Here is a 16,551-nt window from a genome sequence, read left to right as displayed (position 1 = left end):
GTGGGGGGGGGGGGGGTTGGGGGGGGGGGGGGGGGGGGGTTGGGGGGGGGGGGGGGGGGGCTGGTCGCGCAGTTCCCCGCGCCCCTTACGGGGCGCTCCACTCAAGCGCCTTTGAAGCTCCTACCGGCAGATCCCAAAGGTCCTCCCGGTCCCGCCCCGCCCGCTCCCAGGCCGTCCGCACCCGCGTCAACGGTTCAAGGACCGGCTCCGCCGAGAGGATGAAGGTGCCCCAGTGCATGGGGGCCATGCGCCTCGCGCCCACGTCCTCCGTCGCCCGTACCGCCTCGTCCGGATCCAGGTGGACGTCGCTGAGCCACCAGCGGGGGTCGTAGGCGCCGATGGGCATCAGGGCGAGGTCGATACCGGGGTAGCGGCGGCCGATGCGGGAGAACCAGTGACCGTAGCCCGTGTCGCCGGCGAAGTAGACGCGTCCGCCGTCGGGGGCGGTGAGGACCCAGCCGCCCCAGAGGCTGTGGCAGGTGTCGGTGAGGGTGCGCTTGGACCAGTGGTGGGCGGGAACGAAGTCGAAGCGGACGCCGGACAGTTGGGCCGCCTCCCACCAGTCCAGCTCGGTGACGGTGGTGAATCGGCGGCGCCGGAACCAGCGGCCGAGCCCGGCCGGCACGAACACCGGGGTGTCGCGCGGGAGGCGGCGCAGGGTGGGGGCGTCGAGGTGGTCGTAGTGGTTGTGGCTGATGACGACCGCGTCGACGCGTGGCAGGGTCTCCCAGGGGACGCCGACCGGGGTGACGCGGGCGGGTGTGCCGAGGATACGGCGGGACCAGACCGGGTCGGTGAGGACGGTCAGGCCGCCGATCCGGAGGACCCAACTGGCGTGTCCCGCCCAGGTGACGGAGACGGTGCCGGCGTCCGCGCGGGGCAGCGGGCCGGGTTCGAAGGGCAGCCGGCGGACGTCGGCGAGGCCCTCTCGGCCGGGGCGGACGGAGCCCTCCCGGGCGAACCGGGCCATGGCCTTGAGGCCGGGCAGGGGGGCGGTCAGGCGGTCGTGGAAGGTCCGCGGCCAGACCCGGAGTTCGCCCAGCGGGCGGGGTTCGGCGAGCGGCGGGAACGGGGGCGCGTAGGCGGTCGGGGCCGCGGAGGTGGCGGCATCGGTTTCACCGGTCGTCATGACAGGCGGCGTGAGGTCGGGCGTTGTGGTGGCAGTCGTCGTCGCGGACCCTGACTCATGCGTCTGCTGCGTCATCGAGGAGGCTCCCATCGCTGAGCGTCGTCGCGGAGATCGTCGAGTACGGACCTCAAGGACATCAACGCGCGTTGCACGTGTGGCAGTTCCAACGGTGCGGGTGACGTGAGGCATTCCAGGCGTTCCGCGTCGGTGTCGCCCAGCAGCGGCCCGGTGGCGAGCCGGACGCGCAGCGCGCCGAGGTCGTCGCCGAAGCGATGGCCGCCGGGTGCGGGCATGCCGAGCCGGGCGGTCAGGAAGTCCTCCAACTCCTGTGCGTCGCCGACCCCGTGGGTGCCGAGCGCGGCACGCAGCGGCTCCAGGTCGGCGTACAGGTGACGGCCGGCCTGCGGGGGCCGGGCCAGGGCACCGCCGGCGACGACCGCGGTGTGCGCGGCGGCGGCCACGCGCGCGTGCAGCCGTACGACGGCCTCCCGGCGGGCGGTGACGGGCCCGGGCTCGTCGAGCGCGTGGCGCGCGGCGACCGCGACCGGTCCGGCGAGGCGGGCGCCCAGCGCCGTGAGGATGTCGAGCACGCGCGCGTGCAGGGTCGTACCGGTGGCACCCTCCGGGAACCGGGCGACGGCTGCGGGCCAGCCGGCCGGCAGCAGGGCACCGGCCAGGTCGGTGACGACGGTGACCCGGTCCGGGAGCATCTCGGCGGGGCTGAGCAGCACGGTGGCGTCCGGGGCGTGCAGGGTGTCGCGCCAGGTCTCGTCGCTGACCAGGTGCAGTCCCGCGCCGGTCGCGGCCTCCACGGTCTCGTGCAGCAGTTCGGGTGGGGCGACGGTGGCGGTGGGGTCGTCGGCGACGGAGAGCACGAGCAGCCGGGGGTCGCCGCCCTCGTCCCGGACCCGGCGCACGGTCTCCAGCAGCGCGTACGGGTCGGGCGCGCCTCCGGACTCGGCCGGGGTGGCCACGTGGAAGACGGGCCGGCCGAGGAGCCTGGCGTACGGCGCCCACCAGGCGGCGCAGGGGCGCGGCACCAGGACGTCGCCGCCGAGCGCGGCGGTGAGCGCCAGCAGCAGGGCGGGGGCACCGGGTCCCGCGGTCACCCGGTCGGGCGGGGCGGGCAGACCGCGGCGTTGCCAGTAGCCGCAGGCCGCGTCCAGCAGTGCCGGTCCGCCGCCGACGGGCTCCTCCGCGCCCCGGTTCGCCGCGGCGGCCAGTACGGCGGAGAGCTCGGGCAGGACGGGCAGTCCGTCGTCGGGCAGGGGCGGCCCATAGCGGACGGGTCCGTGGCCCTCGGGCGGCGCCGGCTCGCTCTCCTCCGGGGAGGTGCCGTTCGCCGGTCGGTGGCCCCCGGGATCCGTCCGCCGCATGTCCGCCTCCGCGCAGTCCGTGGTGCCGTGTGCTGTCCGGTCCGGGCCGAGCCGTGTTCCGTCGTCGGGTCGTGCGTACGGTGCCGGAGTGGTCGCCCGGGGGTACCCGGTGGCGGCCCGGTCACCCGTCCGCGCCGGACCTCCCGCTCCACAGCCGGTACGGCCTGCCGCCCCACACCCGGTAGGCGGCGCCGCAGCAGGCGGCCGCGATCAGCATCCCGCCCGCGACCAAGGCCGCCACGGATGTGTCGTAGGCGCCCCCGTCCCCTGCCTCCACCCCGTGCTGCACCCCCGCCACGGCGCAGGAGCCGTCACCGCCGTGCGCCCCGCCGCCGCACTCCTGCCGGTCGCCGCCACCGCACGACTGCTGTCCCCCGGTGCAGGGCCGCCCCGCGTCCCCGTCACCACGGAAGACCGCGCCGTCGTCCCCGCGCGAGGCAGTTCCGTCGTCCCCGCGGGAGGCCTGGCCGTCGTCCCCGCGGGAGGCCGCGCCGTCGTCCCCGCGAGCCGCGGTGCCCTCGTCACCGCGAGGAGCCGTGCCGCCCCCGTCACCACGGGTGAACATGCCGTCGTCTCCGCGCGAGGCCGTGCCGTCGTCCCCGCCGGTGATCACGCCGGCGTCCCCGTGAGGGGCCGTTCCCCCGTCCCCCTGGAAGACCGTGCCACCGTCGACCTGCGGCACGACGCCACCGCCGACCTCCGGCATGGCGCCACCGCCGCCTTGGAGAACCGTCCCGCCGTCTCCTGCGGAAGCCGTGCCACCGTCGACGGGGGCGACCGCGAGGTGCGCGGTCCACGGCCGCGCCTGCGCTTGGCTGACCGCCGGGCAGGTTCCGTCGACGGTCCAGGTGCCGGCGTGCCCGGCACTCGCCGCGCCCCCGACCACGTCTCCCGTCGCCGCGTCCCCCTCCGTATAGCTCACCGGCCCGTCCCCTGAGACGACCTGCGCGGTGCCCCGGTAGACGAGCCCGCCGCCCTGGTCGACCCTGGCCAGCCGCACGGTGCGCCCGGCGAACGCCGAGGACGTGGCGTCGATGACCGAGGGCGCTTGCCCAGTACCCCGTCCGTCGGCCTTCTCGCAGGTCACGGAGACGATGACGGTGGCGCCCGGCCGGGCGCTGCCGGGGCTGATCTCGGCGGCGGGGCCGGCGGCCGCGACGGCCGTACCGGTGGCGCCGAACGCGGCACCCGCCAGGACGGCGACGGACAGGGCGCGAACGGTGCGGCACATGGGAGGAGCTCCTTGCACGGACGACTCGGAGGCACGGGGCCCGTACCCCCGCAGTCATCACAGCCCGCCCCACGTCCGGTCGCGCGCGGCCGGACCCCATTCGCAGGACATGCGTCCTCTTTCGAGTGACGCCATGACCCGGTTCCGGCATGCCGGAACGGCGCCGGGCAAGGCGGAGAGCACACCGGTGCACGAGGTGGTCGGCGAGACGTCCTCGGAGTCGTTCGGGACTCCGGTACCGCGGGCCTCAGCTCGCGGCGGCGCCCGGCGCGACCGCCTCGGCGCAGTTCCGCTCGCGGGCGCCCTCCCGGGTCCGGCCGGCGGCGACGAGACGGCGCGGATGGCGGCGCAGGTACTCGCCCTCCAGCTGGGCCATGCGCTCGTTGTGGGCCCGCAGCGCGTCGTTCGAGCCGTACAGCAGGGTGTCGTGGCGCGTCCGGTGGATGGTCTCCAGCTCCTTCATGAGCTGCTGGTCGTCCAGCCGGCTGGGGTCGACTCCGGTCATGGTGGTACCCCGCTCGTCGTGTGGGTCCCGGCGGTCCGGATTCCTGCCTCCACTGTACGAACATCCGGGCGTGCGGGCCTCCCTACCGGGCCTCCCTGCCGCGCTCCCCTGCCGCGCTCCCCTGCCGCGTCTCTCCGCCGCTCTACCGCGCCCGCTCCACCCGGCGCTCGTCCCACACCGGCTCCGGGGTCTCACGGACCCGGCCGTCGCTGCCGAAGACCAGGTAGCGGTCGAAGGAGCGGGCGAACCAGCGGTCGTGGGTGACGGCGAGCACCGTGCCGTCGAACGCCTCCAGACCCTCCTGGAGGGCCTCGGCGGACTCCAGGTCGAGGTTGTCGGTCGGCTCGTCCAGGAGCAGTGCCGTCACACCCTGTAGCTCCAGCAAGAGGATCTGGAACCGGGCCTGCTGGCCGCCCGACAGCCGATCGAAGTTCTGTTCGGACTGCTGGGTGAGTTCGTAGCGGCGCAGCCGGGACATCGCCGCGCCGCGGTCCTGGGAGTGCTCCGTCCACAGGATGTCCAGCAGCGCGCGCCCCTCCAGTTCGGGGTGGGCGTGGGTCTGCGCGAAGTGCCCGGGCACCACCCGCGCGCCCAGCTTCCACTCCCCGGTGTGCGCCACGTCCCCGCCGGCCAGCAGCCGCAGGAAGTGCGACTTGCCGGAGCCGTTGGAGCCGAGGACGGCGACCCGTTCGCCGTAGAAGACCTCCAGGTCGAAGGGTTTCATCAGGCCGGTGAGTTCGAGCTGCGCGCAGGTGACGGCGCGTACGCCGGTACGGCCGCCCTTGATGCGCATCCTGATGTCCTGCTCGCGCGGCGGCTCGGGCGGCGGGCCGGCCTCCTCGAACTTGCGCAGGCGGGTCTGGGCGGCCGCGTACCGGGACGCCAACTCGTGGGAGATGGAGGCGGCCTGACGGAGGCTCAGCACCAGCTTCTTCAACTGGGCGTGCTTCTCGTCCCAGCGGCGGCGCAACTCCTCGAAGCGGGCGAAGCGTTCGCGCCGGGCCTCGTGGTAGGTGGCGAAGCCGCCGCCGTGCACCCAGGCGTCGGCGCCGGTCGGCGAGGGCTCCACGGAGATGATCTTCTCGGCGGAGCGGGCGAGGAGTTCGCGGTCGTGGGAGACGAACAGGACCGTCTTACGGGTCTCCTTCAGCTGCTGTTCCAGCCAGCGCTTGCCAGGCACGTCCAGGTAGTTGTCCGGCTCGTCGAGCAGCAGCACCTGGTCGGTGCCCCGGAACAGCGCCTCCAGCACCAGCCGCTTCTGCTCACCGCCGGAGAGGGTGCGCACCTGCCGCCACTGGGCCTTCTCGTACGGCACCCCGAGCGCGGCCGTGGTGCACATGTCCCAGAGGGTCTCGTGCTCGTACCCGCGCACCTCGGCCCAGTCGGCGAGGGCCTGCGCGTACCGCAGCTGGGCCGCCTCGTCGTCGACGGTCATGATGGCGTGCTCGGCCCGGTCCACGGTCTGCGCGGCCTCCCGGATCCCGGGCGGTGCGACGGACACCAGCAGGTCACGCACGGTCGTCTCGTCCCGTACGGAACCCACGAACTGGCGCATCACCCCGAGACCGCCGCTCACGGCCACCGTCCCGCCGTGCGGTTTCAGCTCGCCGGAGATCAGCCGCAGGAGGGTGGTCTTGCCGGCGCCGTTGGGTCCGACGAGGGCGACGGCGGCCCCCTCGCCCACCCGGAACGACACATCGCCGAGCAGCGCCCTCCCGTCGGGGAGGTAGTACTCGAGATGCGCGGCTTCCAGATGTCCCATGGTCAGGGATTCTGCGGTTTGTTCCCGGCCGGGGGCAAACCGTTATCGACCCGAGGTCTTCGGCTGCGGACCCGGTGGGGGCTGGTCGCGCAGTTCCCCGCGCCCCTTTGGGGCGCGTTGCGGTAGCGCCCCTTCAGGGGCGCGGGGCTGTATCGACATGCGGCTCCGCCGCGTGGGCGCGAGCAACCACGACGCACCCGCAGCCGAACATATGGGCGGCCCTACTGCAACGGCTCCCCCGTCGGCCCGCTCGCCCCCGCAGGGGCCACCACCGCACCCTCCCAGGACAGGGCCTTCCAGCCGTCGGCCGGAGAGCCCTCCAGGATCACCACACCGGTGTTGTCGAGGGGACGGGAGGCCGCGTAGGGGACGTCGACGTTGTCGGCGCGGGCCGCGGTCCAGAGGCGGATCGCGGCGCCGTGGCTGATCACGGCGACCGTGCCGGCGCCGCTCGCGGCGGCCTCGGCGATCACCGCGTCGTAGCGGCCCAGGGCCTCGTCCCCGGTCTCCCCGCCGGGCATGCGCAGCGCCGTGTCCCCGGCCGCCCAGGCGAACACGGTCCGCATGTACTCCTGACCCCGCTCGGAGTGGCCGGGCAGCAGCTCCAGGTCGCCGGCGGAGACCTCCCGGATGCCGTCGCGGACGACCGGGTCGAGACCGCGGGCGGCGGCCAGCGGGGCGGCGGTGAGCTGGGTGCGGGTGAGGGTGGAGACGTAGAGGGCCGCGATGTCCTCGCCGGCGAGAGCCCCGGGGAGGGCCGCCGCCTGCTGCTCGCCGAGGACGGTCAGACCGGGACCCGGTACCGCGGTGTCGAGCAGGAAGTCGACGTTGGTCGGGGTCTGCCCGTGACGTATGAGGAGCAGGCGCATCCAGGGTTCCTCTCACTCGACCGCACCGCGTGCCGGCAGGAAAGTGCCACTTCAGGGTAAACCGCACCCGCATGAGCCCAGACGTCGACCTCACCGTCCCGAAACCCGGCCGGCACGCGCTGCGCGACCGGCTGCTCGCCCTCGACTGCCGGCTGTTCGAGATGGCCGCCGCACGGAACCGGCCGTACGCCGAGCCGGTGCTGCCCCGGCTGAGCCGGAGCGCCGGGCACGCCGCGTCGGCGGCCGCCTTCGCGACCAGGGGCGCCCTGGAGTCCCCGGCATGGGGCGCGGCGGTGGCGCCGGTGGAGGTGTTCCGTTCCCCCGAGGGAATGATGTTCGGCTGCCGCACCGGCCGCCCGGCTGGAATCCTTGGGTAGTGACCGATGCCGACATGCCGCAGCAGAACGGGGTCCCACCGGGCGCGCCGACACGCCTGCGGGCCGAGGCGGAGCGCCTCCTGGAGGAAGCGCGGCGCGAACTGCGCAGCGCCGACCGGCGCGTGGGCTTCTGGACCGTCGTCGACATCGGGCTCGGCTTCCCGGCTGCCGTCCTCGCCGGCGTCTCCGGGGCCGCCGGACTCGCGTCGGCGCAAGCCCGCGTCCCCGCGGCCCTGCTGGCGCTGGTCTCGGCCGGGCTCGCGGCCGGCGCGGGCTTCCTCCGCAGCGACGTAAGGTGCACGGCCAACCGGCGCAGCCGCCGTGCCTGGGGCGACGTCGAGGCCAAGGCCCGTCTCCTCCTCGCCCAGGAGCCCGAACTGGACCGCGGCGGCGCACAGGAGGCGCTCCGGGCCCTCTTCCAGGCCCGCCAGGCCGCCCTGGCCAGCCGGGACGCCTCGGCGGAACTCCCTGGACCCTGACTGGTTCAGTCAGGGTCCCCCGCTGTGCGGGAGCAGCTGACCAGGGCAGATCGGCATCGTTTGAGGCCTACCGGTTCGACTGCTGCCTGGCGGGTAGACCGGCGGCACCCTCAACCTCCACCACCGGCCGGCCCTGCCCCCGGGCCGCCGCACCGACCTGGCGGACGGGCAGCTCGACGTACGCGTGGTGCACGGCGGCCGGCACCCCGCGCTCCGCCTGCTCTCCGCCGCCCTGGCCGGCCCGCTGATCCGCTCCCCGGCCCACGCCGAGGCCCGGGTGAGCCGGCTGCGCCTGACCGGCATCGCGGCGGGCACACCGCTCGCGTACGACGGCGAAGTCACCGAGGTGGGCGGCGAGATGACCGTGGAGAAGCTGCCGGAGGCACTGACCGTGCACCGGCCGCCGTGCTGACACTCCCCTCCCGTCGTGACGAACCGTCAGTCCATATCGCGAAACGCAGGTCTCATCATTCGGCATGCGGGCGTAGCGTTGCGGACACCGCGGGACGGGGTCGTCCGGCGCCGTCCGCAGGTGTGACGCGAAGGGGTCGAGCCATGTCGAAGCCGCAGGAGACCGCTGTCTACACGCACGGGCACCACGAGTCGGTGCTCCGTTCCCACACCTCGCGAACCGTCGCCAACTCGGCCGCCTATCTGGCGGGTTCGCTCAAACCCCACATGAAGATCCTGGACATCGGCTGCGGTCCGGGCACCATCACCGCGGACCTGGCGGAACTGGTCCCGGACGGCCAGGTGACCGGCGTCGACTACGCGCCCGGCATCCTGGAGCAGGCCCGGGCGACCGCCGCCGGGCGCGGGCTGACGAACGTGGACTTCGCGGTCGCCGACGTACACGCACTGGACTACCCGGACGACACGTTCTGCGTGGTCCACGCCCACCAGGTGCTCCAGCACGTGGGCGACCCGGTGCAGGCGCTGCGCGAGATGCGGCGGGTCACCAAACCGGGCGGCTTCATCGCCGCACGCGACGGGGACTACGCGGCGATGACCTGGTACCCGGCGGTGCCGGGGCTGGACGACTGGCTGGACCTGTACCGGCGGGTGGCCCGCGCCAACGGGGGCGAGCCGGACGCCGGGCGGCGGCTGAAGTCCTGGGCGCTGGCGGCGGGGCTCACCGACATCACGGCCACCTCGGGCACCTGGACGTACAGCACGGCCGAGGAGCGGGCCTGGTGGGGCGGGCTGTGGGCGGACCGCACGGTCGCCTCGTCCTACGCCGAGCGGGCCACCGAGGGCGGCCATGCGACCACGGAGCAGCTGGCGGCGGTCGCGGCGGCCTGGCGGAAGTGGGCGGTGCAGGAGGACGGCTGGTTCGCCGTACTGCACGGAGAAATTCTCTGCCGTAAGTGAGCCTGATCCGCGGATTTCGGGAAACCCGCTCTGCAGGAGGTTCACACCATGGTTCCCATCCTGCTGGTACTGCTTCTCGTTCTCATTCTCTTCGGTGCCGGATTCGCGGTGAAACTGCTCTGGTGGATCGCGCTCGTCGTGCTCGTGCTGTGGCTCCTCGGATTCCTGGTCCGCGGTACGACCGGCGCCGGCGGCCGAAGCCGCTGGTACCGGTGGTGACACCACCGTCCGACGGGGCCGGAATCAGCCACGCGCTGCCGGTCCCGTCGACTCGGCGGTCGGTTCCGTGAAGGAATAGGCCGCCCAGGGCCCGGTGAGTTCCACCCGTATTTCCGGTGCCGTGTCCTTCGTGCGGTCGACCAGTTCCACGAATTCCTCGGAGTCCGCGCGCCGCACCAGATAAGCAGCGTCGAGCAGTCTCTGCTCGGACGTCCCGAAAAGCCTGGAATCCTCGGCACGCCCGGAAAGCCGCTCGTGCAGAATGCGGGCCATTTCCTCGGCGGCCCGCGCCTTCTCGGGCGGGCCGACGGGGATGTGGACCCGCACACTCCACTCGACCCGCCCTTCGAGCCGGTCGAGGGTCTGCAGGAAGTAGGCCTCGCGGGCCTCCATCATGGTCCGTACGCCGCTGTCGTCCCGGAAGACCATGGCCGGCCGGAGCGGCAGCGGCGTGGTGACCGTGGTGAGCGCGTCGATCACGCCCTGGTGGGCACGGGCGGTCGCGGCCAGCCACTCCGGGTCCTCCAGATGGTCCCGCAGCGGCTCGTCGGCGAAGTCCCCCGCCGGGACGGTACTGACGACGGCGACCAGGCCGTGGTGCCTGAGGAGTCCCGGCGGGGCGCCGGCCACGCCGGTGAGCTGAGCCTGAAGGGCCGCCGCGAACGGACGGCAGACGGCGTACACGTACCGGAGTCCGCCCTGTGCTGTCATCTGTCCTCCTCCTGCCCCGCTCATGGTCCTCAGCCTGGCACCGGGCACGGCCGGGGTCCGCGTCTCAGCGCACGACCGCCTCCCCGACCAGCAGCCGCCCGGCCGCCGCGATCGCGTCGGCGTCGATCCCGGCGGCGTGCAGCTGCTGGTCGGGCGCGGCCGAACCCGGCATGGTGCGCACGGCGAGCCGGACCAGCCGCGGTACGGGCCTGCCGTCGGTGAAGGCCTCCGCGACCGCGTCGCCGAGCCCGCCCTCCTCATGGTGGTCCTCCACGGTGAGCAGACAGCCGGTCTCCTCGGCGGCGCGGCGCAGCGTCCGCCGGTCGACGGGCTTGACGGAGTACAGGTCGACGACCCGGATCCGGATGTCGTCCTCGGCGAGCAGGTCGGCGGCCTTCAGCGCCTCGTGCAGGGTGACCCCGGCGGCGACCACGGTCAGCCGGTCCTCCTCGGAGGAGCGCAGCACCTTGCTGCCGCCCACCGGGAACTCCTCGTCCGGACCGTAGATCACCGGGCTCGCGCCGCGCGAGGTGCGCAGATAGCGGATGCCGTCGAGCCCGGCCATGGCCGCGACGAGCTTGGCGGTCTGGTTGGCGTCGCACGGGTAGAGCACGGTCGAGCCGTACACCGCGCGGAACATCGCCAGGTCCTCCAGGCCCATCTGGGACGGCCCGTCCTGCCCGATGGCCACGCCCGCGTGCGAGCCGACCAGGTTGATCCCGCTGCCGCTGACGGCGGCCATGCGGACGAAGTCGTAGGCGCGGGTGAGGAAGGCGGCGAAGGTGGCGGCGTACGGCACCCAGCCCCTGATGGCCATGCCGACGGCGGCGGCCACGAGTTGCTGTTCGGCGATGTAGAACTCGAAGTAGCGGTCGGGGTGTTCCTTGCCGAAGAGCTCGGTGCGGGTGGAGTCGCCGACCTCGCCGTCCAGCGCGACGACGTCGGCGCGGGCGTGGCCGAGCGCGACGAGCGCCTTCCCGAAGGCATCGCGGGTGGGGACCTCGTCTCCCCTGTCGTAGCGCGGGAGTTCGATCGGTCCCGTGGGCACGGAGTGCAGCGCACGGGCCGCCGGCGGCTCCTGCACGTGAACGTGCAGCTCCCGCACTCCGCCGAGTTCGGCGACGGCCGCCTCCGGGTGCGGCAGCGGCTTGCCGTGCATACCCTCGCGGTCCTCGACGGCCGCGACGCCCCTGCCCTTGCGGGTACGGGCGAGGATCACGGTGGGCTGTCCGGCGGTGGCCCGGGCCTCGCCGCAGGCGCGGTCGACGGCGTCCACGTCGTGCCCGTCGATCTCCACGGTGTGCCAGCCGAAGGCCTGGAAGCGGCGGGCGTAGGCATCGAGGTCGTGGCCGTGCCGGGTGGGTCCGCGCTGGCCGAGCCGGTTGACGTCCACGATCGCGGTGAGGTTGTCCAGGTGCTCGTACCCGGCGTGCTCGACGGCCTCCCACACGGAGCCCTCGGCCAGCTCGCTGTCCCCGCACAGCACCCAGACCCGGTAGCGGCCGTGCTCCAGCCGCTTCCCGGACAGCGCGATGCCGACACCGACCGGCAGGCCCTGGCCGAGGGAGCCGGTGGCGGTATCCACCCACGGCAGCCGGCGCGGGGTCGGGTGCCCCTCCAGATGGCTGCCGAGCTGCCGGAAGGTGAGCAGTTCGGCGTCGTCGAGGGCACCGGCCGCCTTGTAGGCGGCGTACAGCAGCGGCGAGGCGTGGCCCTTGGAGAGGACGAAGCGGTCGTTGCCGGGGTGGTCGGGCCGCTCGAAGTCGTAGCGCAGATGGCGGGCGAGCAGGACCGCCATCAGATCGGCGGCGGACATCGACGAGGTGGGATGCCCGGACTCGGCCGCGGCGGCCGCCCGCACGCTGTCCACGCGCAACTGCTGGGCGAGTTCGACGAGTTCGGCGGTGTTCATGAGGCTCCTTCCCGGGGGACGGTCCGTGCCGGATCGGGGGCACCGGGGCGGCCGGTGGGGTCGGCAGGGCGATCTCGGCGCGGTCACGTTCCGGGGTCGGCCCCTCACGGTGCGCCTCCGAAGGCACGGCGAGATCCAGCCCGTACCAGGTAACCCTAGGCGGGGCCCTCAAACACCGCGCGTCGAAGCGCGCCCCGCGCGAGCGCGCCCCACGGGGGCGCGGGGCTGTGTCCATATGCGACTGCCGCCACGTGGGCGCGACCAGCCCCCACCGCCCCGCAGCAGGCTGCGGCGTCCTGCGCCACCGGCATAGCAGGAGATCACCGGACATGACGCCATCCCGGCCCGCGGCAACTAGGCTCGTGGGCATGGAGATTCTGGGCGCCTCCCTGCGCATCTGCGTCGACGACCTCGAAGCCGCGATCCCGTTCTACGAACGCCTCTCCGGCGGCAGAGCCCTCCGTTTCGAACGCGGCGGCGTCCAGGTCGCCGCGGTCGGCTCCTTCCTGCTGATGAGCGGACCGGAGGACGAGCTGGAGGTGCTGCGCAAGGTGGCCGCCACGATCGCGGTGAAGGACGTCGACGCGGCCCACCGGCTGCTGGACGACCTCGGCGCCCGGATCATCGCGGGGCCGGTGGCCACGCCCGTCGGCCGCAATCTGATCGCGATGCACCCGGACGGCTCGGTGTTCGAGTACGTCGACCAGCACCAGGACTGATCAAAAGTCCTGCGGCCGCATCCGGAAGTCGTACCGGGCGGGCAGCGGCTCGTCACCGAGTCGCGCCCACAGCCGGCCGATCGCCTCCGACCCCTCCCGCAGGTCGGCGACCTCGAACCCGGCCTCGAACACGGCCCGGGCCGCCGTCCGGTCGCCCTCCGCGAGGAGCAGCTCCGCCTCCAGGAGCCGGAAGCGGCCGCGCTCCCGGGTCGCGGGCAGCAGCGCCTCCCACACGGCGCGGGCGTCCGCGACCCGCCGTACCCGCAGCAGTGCCTCGACGGCCTCGCGGCCGAGCGCCGCGCAGGCGGCGGTCCATGCCTCGCCGTCGTCGCGGCGCTCCCGGCACAGGTCGTCGAAGGCGTCGGCGTACCGCTCGGCGGCCCGCTCGTGGTGCCCGTACTCCTGGTCGGCGACGGCGAGACAGCGCAGCAACGGCCAGAGGGACGGCGCGAGTTGAAGAGCGCGTTCCCAGCTGCGGACGGCCTGGGCGCGGTCGCCGGCGTGCCACTGGGCTACGCCGAGGTGGTACTCGGTGTGCGGGGTGGCGGGGGCCGTCTCCAGCATGTCGCGCCAGTGCGGGGCGACCAGGGTCGGTCCGGGCGGCCGCACCCGGCGGGGTTCGGGCAGCGTGCCGGTGCGCAGCAGCTCCCGCCAGGGAGCCTGTTCGTCGGTCAGCGTCGGCTCCGCGAACGGTGTCCCGGGCAGCTTCCAGTCGGCGCGCAGCACTTCGAGGGCGCCCCAGCCGGAGCCGGTGGCGAGGAGTTCGCCGGGTTCGGTGTCGGCGTACGGCTTCCAGGCGGCGTGGGCCGCCTCGAACTCGGTACGTGGCAGGGCGAGTTCGAGTCGCTCCGTGACGTCCTGCGGCGCCGCGGACAGCGGGCCGTACGCCTCCAGCCAGGAGACCTCGCTCTCCGCGTCGAGGCGGACGTGCTCCAGCTGGGTGCGGGCCAGTCCGGCCTGGATCTCGCGGTAGCCGCCGGTGCCGGGGCCGCCGAGCCACTCCTGCCAGCGCCGGCCACCGGGCCCCGAGCCCCACACGAACTGCTTCCGGCCGCGCAGTTCGTCGGTGGAGGTCTGCACCAGACCGTGGCCGTCGGCGTCGAGCGCGGCGATCCAGCGGCGCCGCCCGTCCGGGATGTCGTAGAACCAGTCGGCCGGGTAAGGGTGTTGGGCGTCGTACGCCGGAACGGGCACCCGGTGCAGTCTGCGCTCGGGCCCGAACTCCCAGGCCTCCTCGGCCGGAACCACGATCCGGCGGTCCTCGGGTACGGCCGTGTTGGACCACCAGTAGCACGGCACCGGGTGTTCGTGCGGGTTGCGGACGCGGACGCCGGCGTACAGGAAGTCGGAACCGTCCGGCAGCCACAGGTCGACCTGGAAGGGCAGGTCGCGCAGCCGCTCCCACTCCCACAGCCGGAGCATCTCCCCGCCGTCGGGGGCGGGGACGCGGGCCGCGTGGAGCGGGGCGCAGGAGAGGGTGGTGTGCCCGGTGGCGCCGATGTTCCACTCGATGCCGCCGGCGTACCAGGCGCCGTTGAGGGCGAGGTTGGCGGGCTGGAACACCGGGTTGCGGTGGAGGAGTTCACGGCCGGTGGGCAGCTGCACGAGGGAGGCGACGCGGCCGCCGAGGCCGGGCAGGACGGTGGCGCGCAGCCGGTCGTTCTCGATCACGAGGGCGTCGATCGCGCGGGGTGTGCGCGTTCTGCCGTAGCCGTCGCGGACCCGTACCGGGAGGAGGCTGCGCAGTGGTTCGTAGCCGAGTTGCCGGGCCATGTCCCGTGGCAGGTCCTCCCGGTCACGCTCGTCCACGCGGTGGTCCCCCACTGCCTGAAGGGCGTGGGCGGTGCCCCCGTCTTCGAGGGGGCGGAGCGGCGGCAGCGGGTTGTCCGGGCCCAACTCCGCCGCGGGCAGGGTCAGTACCTCACGTCGGATCCTCGTCACGATCACCATGGAACCCGGCACCGGATGAGCTGACCAGGGGAGCTGCCGGTCAGGATTGCGCAAAGGCCGGGCGGTGCGGAGGCCGGGCGGTGCGGAGGCCGGGCGGTGCGGAGGCCGGGCGGTGCGGAGGTCAGCCGGTGGTCCGCATCTCCGCGGTGATCGCCCAGCGTTCGTGGTCACGCCAGGCCCCGTCGATGTAGATCATGTTCGGCGAGAAGCCCTCCAGCCGGAACCCGGCACCGCGCGCGAGTGCGATGGACGCGGCGTTGCCGGGCTGCACGTTGATCTCCAGCCGGTGCAGCCGCATCGGCCCGAAGGCGTGGTCCACGACGAGCCCCATCGCCTCCCGCATCAGCCCGCGCCCGGCCGCGTGCGCGAACACGCCGTAGCCGAGCGCACCGCACTGGAAGCCGCCCTCGACGATGTTGTTGATGTTGATGAACCCGGCGATCGCCCCGTCGCTCTCCCCGGCCCCCTTCTCGCACACCAGGAACCCGGCCTTGCTGCGGTCCTCGATCAGCCGCCCCGCGTAGCCGGCGTAGGCCGCGTCCGTGGTGGGCGGGAACAGCCAGGGCTGGTGGAGGTCCTTGCTCTCCCGGGCGCGGGCGATGAACTCGGCGCCGTCCTCGTAGGTGTAGTGGCGGATGCCCACGCGGGGGCCTTCGGCGAGATAGCGGGAAGCGGTGTGCGGCATCGGGTCACCCTACGCGGAGCTAGCTCCGGCGTTTCATGAAATACGCTCCGCAGAGGGCGCCGATGAGCCCGGTGGCGAGCAGGGCGATCCACAGGGGTGTGGTGACCACGGGAACCAGGAACCGGATCTCGGTGGCGCGGGTGTTCTCGAAGACGAAGACCAGGCCGAGGACGCCGAGCAGCAGTACGGCGATCCTGCCGGGGGTCAGCAGCACGCCGTGCCGGCCGCCGGTCCGGTCCCGCTTCACCGAGGTCTTCGGGCTCATGCGACCAGGGTGGTCCGCAGGGCCCCGCCCCGCCCGCCGGGCGCGGCCCTCCGGGTGAGCTCTCAGCGCAGGGCCGGTTCCCGCAGGGTCAGCGTGCCCGCGTCCGCGTCCAGCTCCGCGGCCACCCCGAGCGGGATGGTCAGGGCCGCCTCGCAGTGCCCGAACCCGAACTCCTCCACCACCGGCACGCCGAGGCCGCCGAGCCGGTCGACGAGCATCGGCCGCACCTCCTCGTAGGGCCCGCACCGGTCCCAGGAGCCGAGCACGATCCCGGCGACGCCGTCGAGCCAGCCGGACCGCAGCAGCTGGGTGATGCTCCGGTCGAGGCTGTACGGCCGCTCGCCGACGTCCTCCAGGACGAGCAGTCCGCCGCGGGCGCCGGGGTGGGTGAGCGGGGTGCCGAGGCCGGCCGCGAGCAGCCGCAGGCAGCCGCCGACGGTGACGCCCCTGGCCCGGCCGCCCACCAGCGCGGCGCCCCGGGAGGGGATCGTGCGGACCGTCTCCGGGGCGAAGAGGGTGGCCCGCAGATGGTCCTGCGCCTCGGTGCTCTTGACGAAGTCGGCGCCCGCGGCCACCGGCCCGTACAGGCCGGCGAGCCCGAGCCGGGTCGCGAACGCCTCGTGCAGCACGGTCGCGTCGCTGAAGCCGACGAACACCTTCGGGCCGGCCGCCCGCATCGCCTCCCAGTCGAGCAGGTCGACGAGGCGCTGTGCGCCGTAGCCGCCGCGCGCGCAGAGCACGGCGGACACGGACGGGTCGCACCAGGCCTGCTGGAGGTCGGCCGCACGGTCGGCGTCGGAGCCCGCGAGGTACCCCAGCTCGGCGTCACTGGCGAGCACATGGGGTGCCACGACCGGGTCGAGGTCCCAGCCGCGCAGGATGTCGAGGCCCGCCTGGAGCCGCTCCTCCACCACCGGCCCGCTCGGCGCCACGACGGCGACCCGCGATCCGGCGGAGAGCCTCGACGGCCTGGTCAGTTCCGCCACTTCGG

General features: G+C 74.0%; 17 protein-coding genes and 1 pseudogene. 6 read left to right on the top strand and 12 right to left on the bottom strand.

Translation table 11 applies throughout. The features are described 5' to 3' along the window. Positions 1 to 85 precede the first annotated feature (85 nt). The 6 genes from ACFWPS_RS01755 to ACFWPS_RS01730 all read right to left on the bottom strand — a co-directional run bounded on the left by ACFWPS_RS01755 (position 86) and on the right by ACFWPS_RS01730 (position 6,872). A complete protein-coding gene (locus ACFWPS_RS01755; RefSeq protein WP_383699705.1) occupies positions 86 to 1,204 on the bottom strand; it encodes an MBL fold metallo-hydrolase in 1,119 nt (372 codons plus the stop codon). Further along, positions 1,201 to 2,505, bottom strand: coding sequence for an aminotransferase class I/II-fold pyridoxal phosphate-dependent enzyme (locus ACFWPS_RS01750; protein WP_383699702.1), 1,305 nt, complete (start codon positions 2,503 to 2,505; stop codon positions 1,201 to 1,203). The genes ACFWPS_RS01755 and ACFWPS_RS01750 overlap by 4 nt, the downstream gene beginning before the upstream one ends. 121 nt (positions 2,506 to 2,626) lie before the next feature. Continuing rightward, positions 2,627 to 3,736 (bottom strand): hypothetical protein, encoded by a 1,110-nt coding sequence (locus tag ACFWPS_RS01745; RefSeq protein ID WP_383699700.1) that lies wholly within the window; start codon positions 3,734 to 3,736, stop codon positions 2,627 to 2,629. 247 nt (positions 3,737 to 3,983) lie between these two features. Further along, on the bottom strand, positions 3,984 to 4,241 hold the full coding sequence (locus ACFWPS_RS01740) for a DUF6158 family protein (RefSeq protein WP_383699698.1): 258 nt from the start codon (positions 4,239 to 4,241) through the stop codon (positions 3,984 to 3,986). 142 nt (positions 4,242 to 4,383) lie between these two features. Continuing rightward, entirely contained in the window at positions 4,384 to 6,003 is a 1,620-nt protein-coding gene (locus ACFWPS_RS01735) for an ABC-F family ATP-binding cassette domain-containing protein (protein ID WP_383699696.1), read from the bottom strand. A gap of 221 nt (positions 6,004 to 6,224) precedes the next feature. After that, positions 6,225 to 6,872 (bottom strand): histidine phosphatase family protein, encoded by a 648-nt coding sequence (locus ACFWPS_RS01730; RefSeq protein ID WP_383699694.1) that lies wholly within the window; start codon positions 6,870 to 6,872, stop codon positions 6,225 to 6,227. A 71-nt stretch (positions 6,873 to 6,943) separates the two neighbouring features. Here ACFWPS_RS01730 and ACFWPS_RS01725 point away from each other — a divergent pair, with 71 nt between their 5' ends. From ACFWPS_RS01725 to ACFWPS_RS01705, 5 genes and pseudogenes are all read left to right on the top strand, one after another. Next, positions 6,944 to 7,249: a hypothetical protein gene (locus tag ACFWPS_RS01725; protein WP_383699693.1), complete on the top strand. Its 306-nt coding sequence runs from the start codon at positions 6,944 to 6,946 to the stop codon at positions 7,247 to 7,249. Continuing rightward, entirely contained in the window at positions 7,249 to 7,728 is a 480-nt protein-coding gene (locus ACFWPS_RS01720) for a hypothetical protein (protein WP_383699691.1), read from the top strand. Before ACFWPS_RS01725 ends, ACFWPS_RS01720 begins: the two co-directional genes overlap by 1 nt. Before the next feature lie 118 nt (positions 7,729 to 7,846). Then, positions 7,847 to 8,140 (top strand): annotated as a pseudogene (locus ACFWPS_RS01715) (phosphoesterase); the annotation flags it as partial. Positions 8,141 to 8,283: 143 nt separating this feature from the next. Further along, positions 8,284 to 9,099 carry a class I SAM-dependent methyltransferase gene (locus tag ACFWPS_RS01710; protein ID WP_383699689.1) on the top strand — a complete coding sequence of 272 codons (816 nt, stop codon included), beginning with the start codon at positions 8,284 to 8,286 and terminating at the stop codon, positions 9,097 to 9,099. Positions 9,100 to 9,147: 48 nt separating this feature from the next. Further along, entirely contained in the window at positions 9,148 to 9,318 is a 171-nt protein-coding gene (locus ACFWPS_RS01705) for a hydrophobic protein (protein WP_383699687.1), read from the top strand. 24 nt (positions 9,319 to 9,342) lie between these two features. On the opposite strand, the gene ACFWPS_RS01700 is transcribed toward ACFWPS_RS01705, so the two are convergent. Then, positions 9,343 to 10,029 carry a GvpL/GvpF family gas vesicle protein gene (locus ACFWPS_RS01700; protein ID WP_383699685.1) on the bottom strand — a complete coding sequence of 229 codons (687 nt, stop codon included), beginning with the start codon at positions 10,027 to 10,029 and terminating at the stop codon, positions 9,343 to 9,345. A 64-nt stretch (positions 10,030 to 10,093) separates the two neighbouring features. Then, entirely contained in the window at positions 10,094 to 11,941 is a 1,848-nt protein-coding gene (locus ACFWPS_RS01695; RefSeq protein WP_383699683.1) for a transketolase, read from the bottom strand. Positions 11,942 to 12,309: 368 nt separating this feature from the next. Between ACFWPS_RS01695 and ACFWPS_RS01690 the strand changes: the two genes are divergently transcribed. Next, complete coding sequence (locus ACFWPS_RS01690) at positions 12,310 to 12,660, top strand: VOC family protein (protein ID WP_383699681.1); 351 nt, start codon at positions 12,310 to 12,312, stop codon at positions 12,658 to 12,660. Here ACFWPS_RS01690 and ACFWPS_RS01685 read toward each other — a convergent pair whose 3' ends face one another. From ACFWPS_RS01685 to ACFWPS_RS01670, 4 genes are all read right to left on the bottom strand, one after another. Next, positions 12,661 to 14,610: a DUF5107 domain-containing protein gene (locus tag ACFWPS_RS01685; RefSeq protein ID WP_383699679.1), complete on the bottom strand. Its 1,950-nt coding sequence runs from the start codon at positions 14,608 to 14,610 to the stop codon at positions 12,661 to 12,663. 121 nt (positions 14,611 to 14,731) lie between these two features. Then, positions 14,732 to 15,295, bottom strand: a complete 564-nt coding sequence (locus ACFWPS_RS01680; protein ID WP_383699677.1) for a GNAT family N-acetyltransferase — start codon at positions 15,293 to 15,295, stop codon at positions 14,732 to 14,734. Positions 15,296 to 15,314: 19 nt separating this feature from the next. Continuing rightward, positions 15,315 to 15,560 carry a LapA family protein gene (locus ACFWPS_RS01675; protein ID WP_383699675.1) on the bottom strand — a complete coding sequence of 82 codons (246 nt, stop codon included), beginning with the start codon at positions 15,558 to 15,560 and terminating at the stop codon, positions 15,315 to 15,317. Positions 15,561 to 15,622: 62 nt separating this feature from the next. Beyond that, entirely contained in the window at positions 15,623 to 16,546 is a 924-nt protein-coding gene (locus tag ACFWPS_RS01670; protein ID WP_383699811.1) for an LD-carboxypeptidase, read from the bottom strand. Positions 16,547 to 16,551: the final 5 nt, after the last annotated feature.

This window comes from Streptomyces sp. NPDC058457 (assembly GCF_042720695.1).
GTDB lineage: Bacteria > Actinomycetota > Actinomycetes > Streptomycetales > Streptomycetaceae > Streptomyces.
The sequence above is the reverse complement of the archived record's forward strand: the minus strand, read 5'-3'. Positions and strand labels throughout refer to the sequence as shown.

Excerpts from the sequence above, each read along its gene's own strand:
- ACFWPS_RS01755 (WP_383699705.1), bottom strand. The coding sequence starts at position 1,204 with ATGACGCAGCAGACGCATGAGTCAGGGTCCGCGACGACGACTGCCACC.
- ACFWPS_RS01750 (WP_383699702.1), bottom strand. The coding sequence starts at position 2,505 with ATGCGGCGGACGGATCCCGGGGGCCACCGACCGGCGAACGGCACCTCC.
- ACFWPS_RS01745 (WP_383699700.1), bottom strand. The coding sequence starts at position 3,736 with ATGTGCCGCACCGTTCGCGCCCTGTCCGTCGCCGTCCTGGCGGGTGCC.
- ACFWPS_RS01740 (WP_383699698.1), bottom strand. The coding sequence starts at position 4,241 with ATGACCGGAGTCGACCCCAGCCGGCTGGACGACCAGCAGCTCATGAAG.
- ACFWPS_RS01735 (WP_383699696.1), bottom strand. The coding sequence starts at position 6,003 with ATGGGACATCTGGAAGCCGCGCATCTCGAGTACTACCTCCCCGACGGG.
- ACFWPS_RS01730 (WP_383699694.1), bottom strand. The coding sequence starts at position 6,872 with ATGCGCCTGCTCCTCATACGTCACGGGCAGACCCCGACCAACGTCGAC.
- ACFWPS_RS01725 (WP_383699693.1), top strand. The coding sequence starts at position 6,944 with ATGAGCCCAGACGTCGACCTCACCGTCCCGAAACCCGGCCGGCACGCG.
- ACFWPS_RS01710 (WP_383699689.1), top strand. The coding sequence starts at position 8,284 with ATGTCGAAGCCGCAGGAGACCGCTGTCTACACGCACGGGCACCACGAG.
- ACFWPS_RS01705 (WP_383699687.1), top strand. The coding sequence starts at position 9,148 with ATGGTTCCCATCCTGCTGGTACTGCTTCTCGTTCTCATTCTCTTCGGT.
- ACFWPS_RS01700 (WP_383699685.1), bottom strand. The coding sequence starts at position 10,029 with ATGACAGCACAGGGCGGACTCCGGTACGTGTACGCCGTCTGCCGTCCG.
- ACFWPS_RS01695 (WP_383699683.1), bottom strand. The coding sequence starts at position 11,941 with ATGAACACCGCCGAACTCGTCGAACTCGCCCAGCAGTTGCGCGTGGAC.
- ACFWPS_RS01690 (WP_383699681.1), top strand. The coding sequence starts at position 12,310 with ATGGAGATTCTGGGCGCCTCCCTGCGCATCTGCGTCGACGACCTCGAA.
- ACFWPS_RS01685 (WP_383699679.1), bottom strand. The coding sequence starts at position 14,610 with ATGGTGATCGTGACGAGGATCCGACGTGAGGTACTGACCCTGCCCGCG.
- ACFWPS_RS01680 (WP_383699677.1), bottom strand. The coding sequence starts at position 15,295 with ATGCCGCACACCGCTTCCCGCTATCTCGCCGAAGGCCCCCGCGTGGGC.
- ACFWPS_RS01675 (WP_383699675.1), bottom strand. The coding sequence starts at position 15,560 with ATGAGCCCGAAGACCTCGGTGAAGCGGGACCGGACCGGCGGCCGGCAC.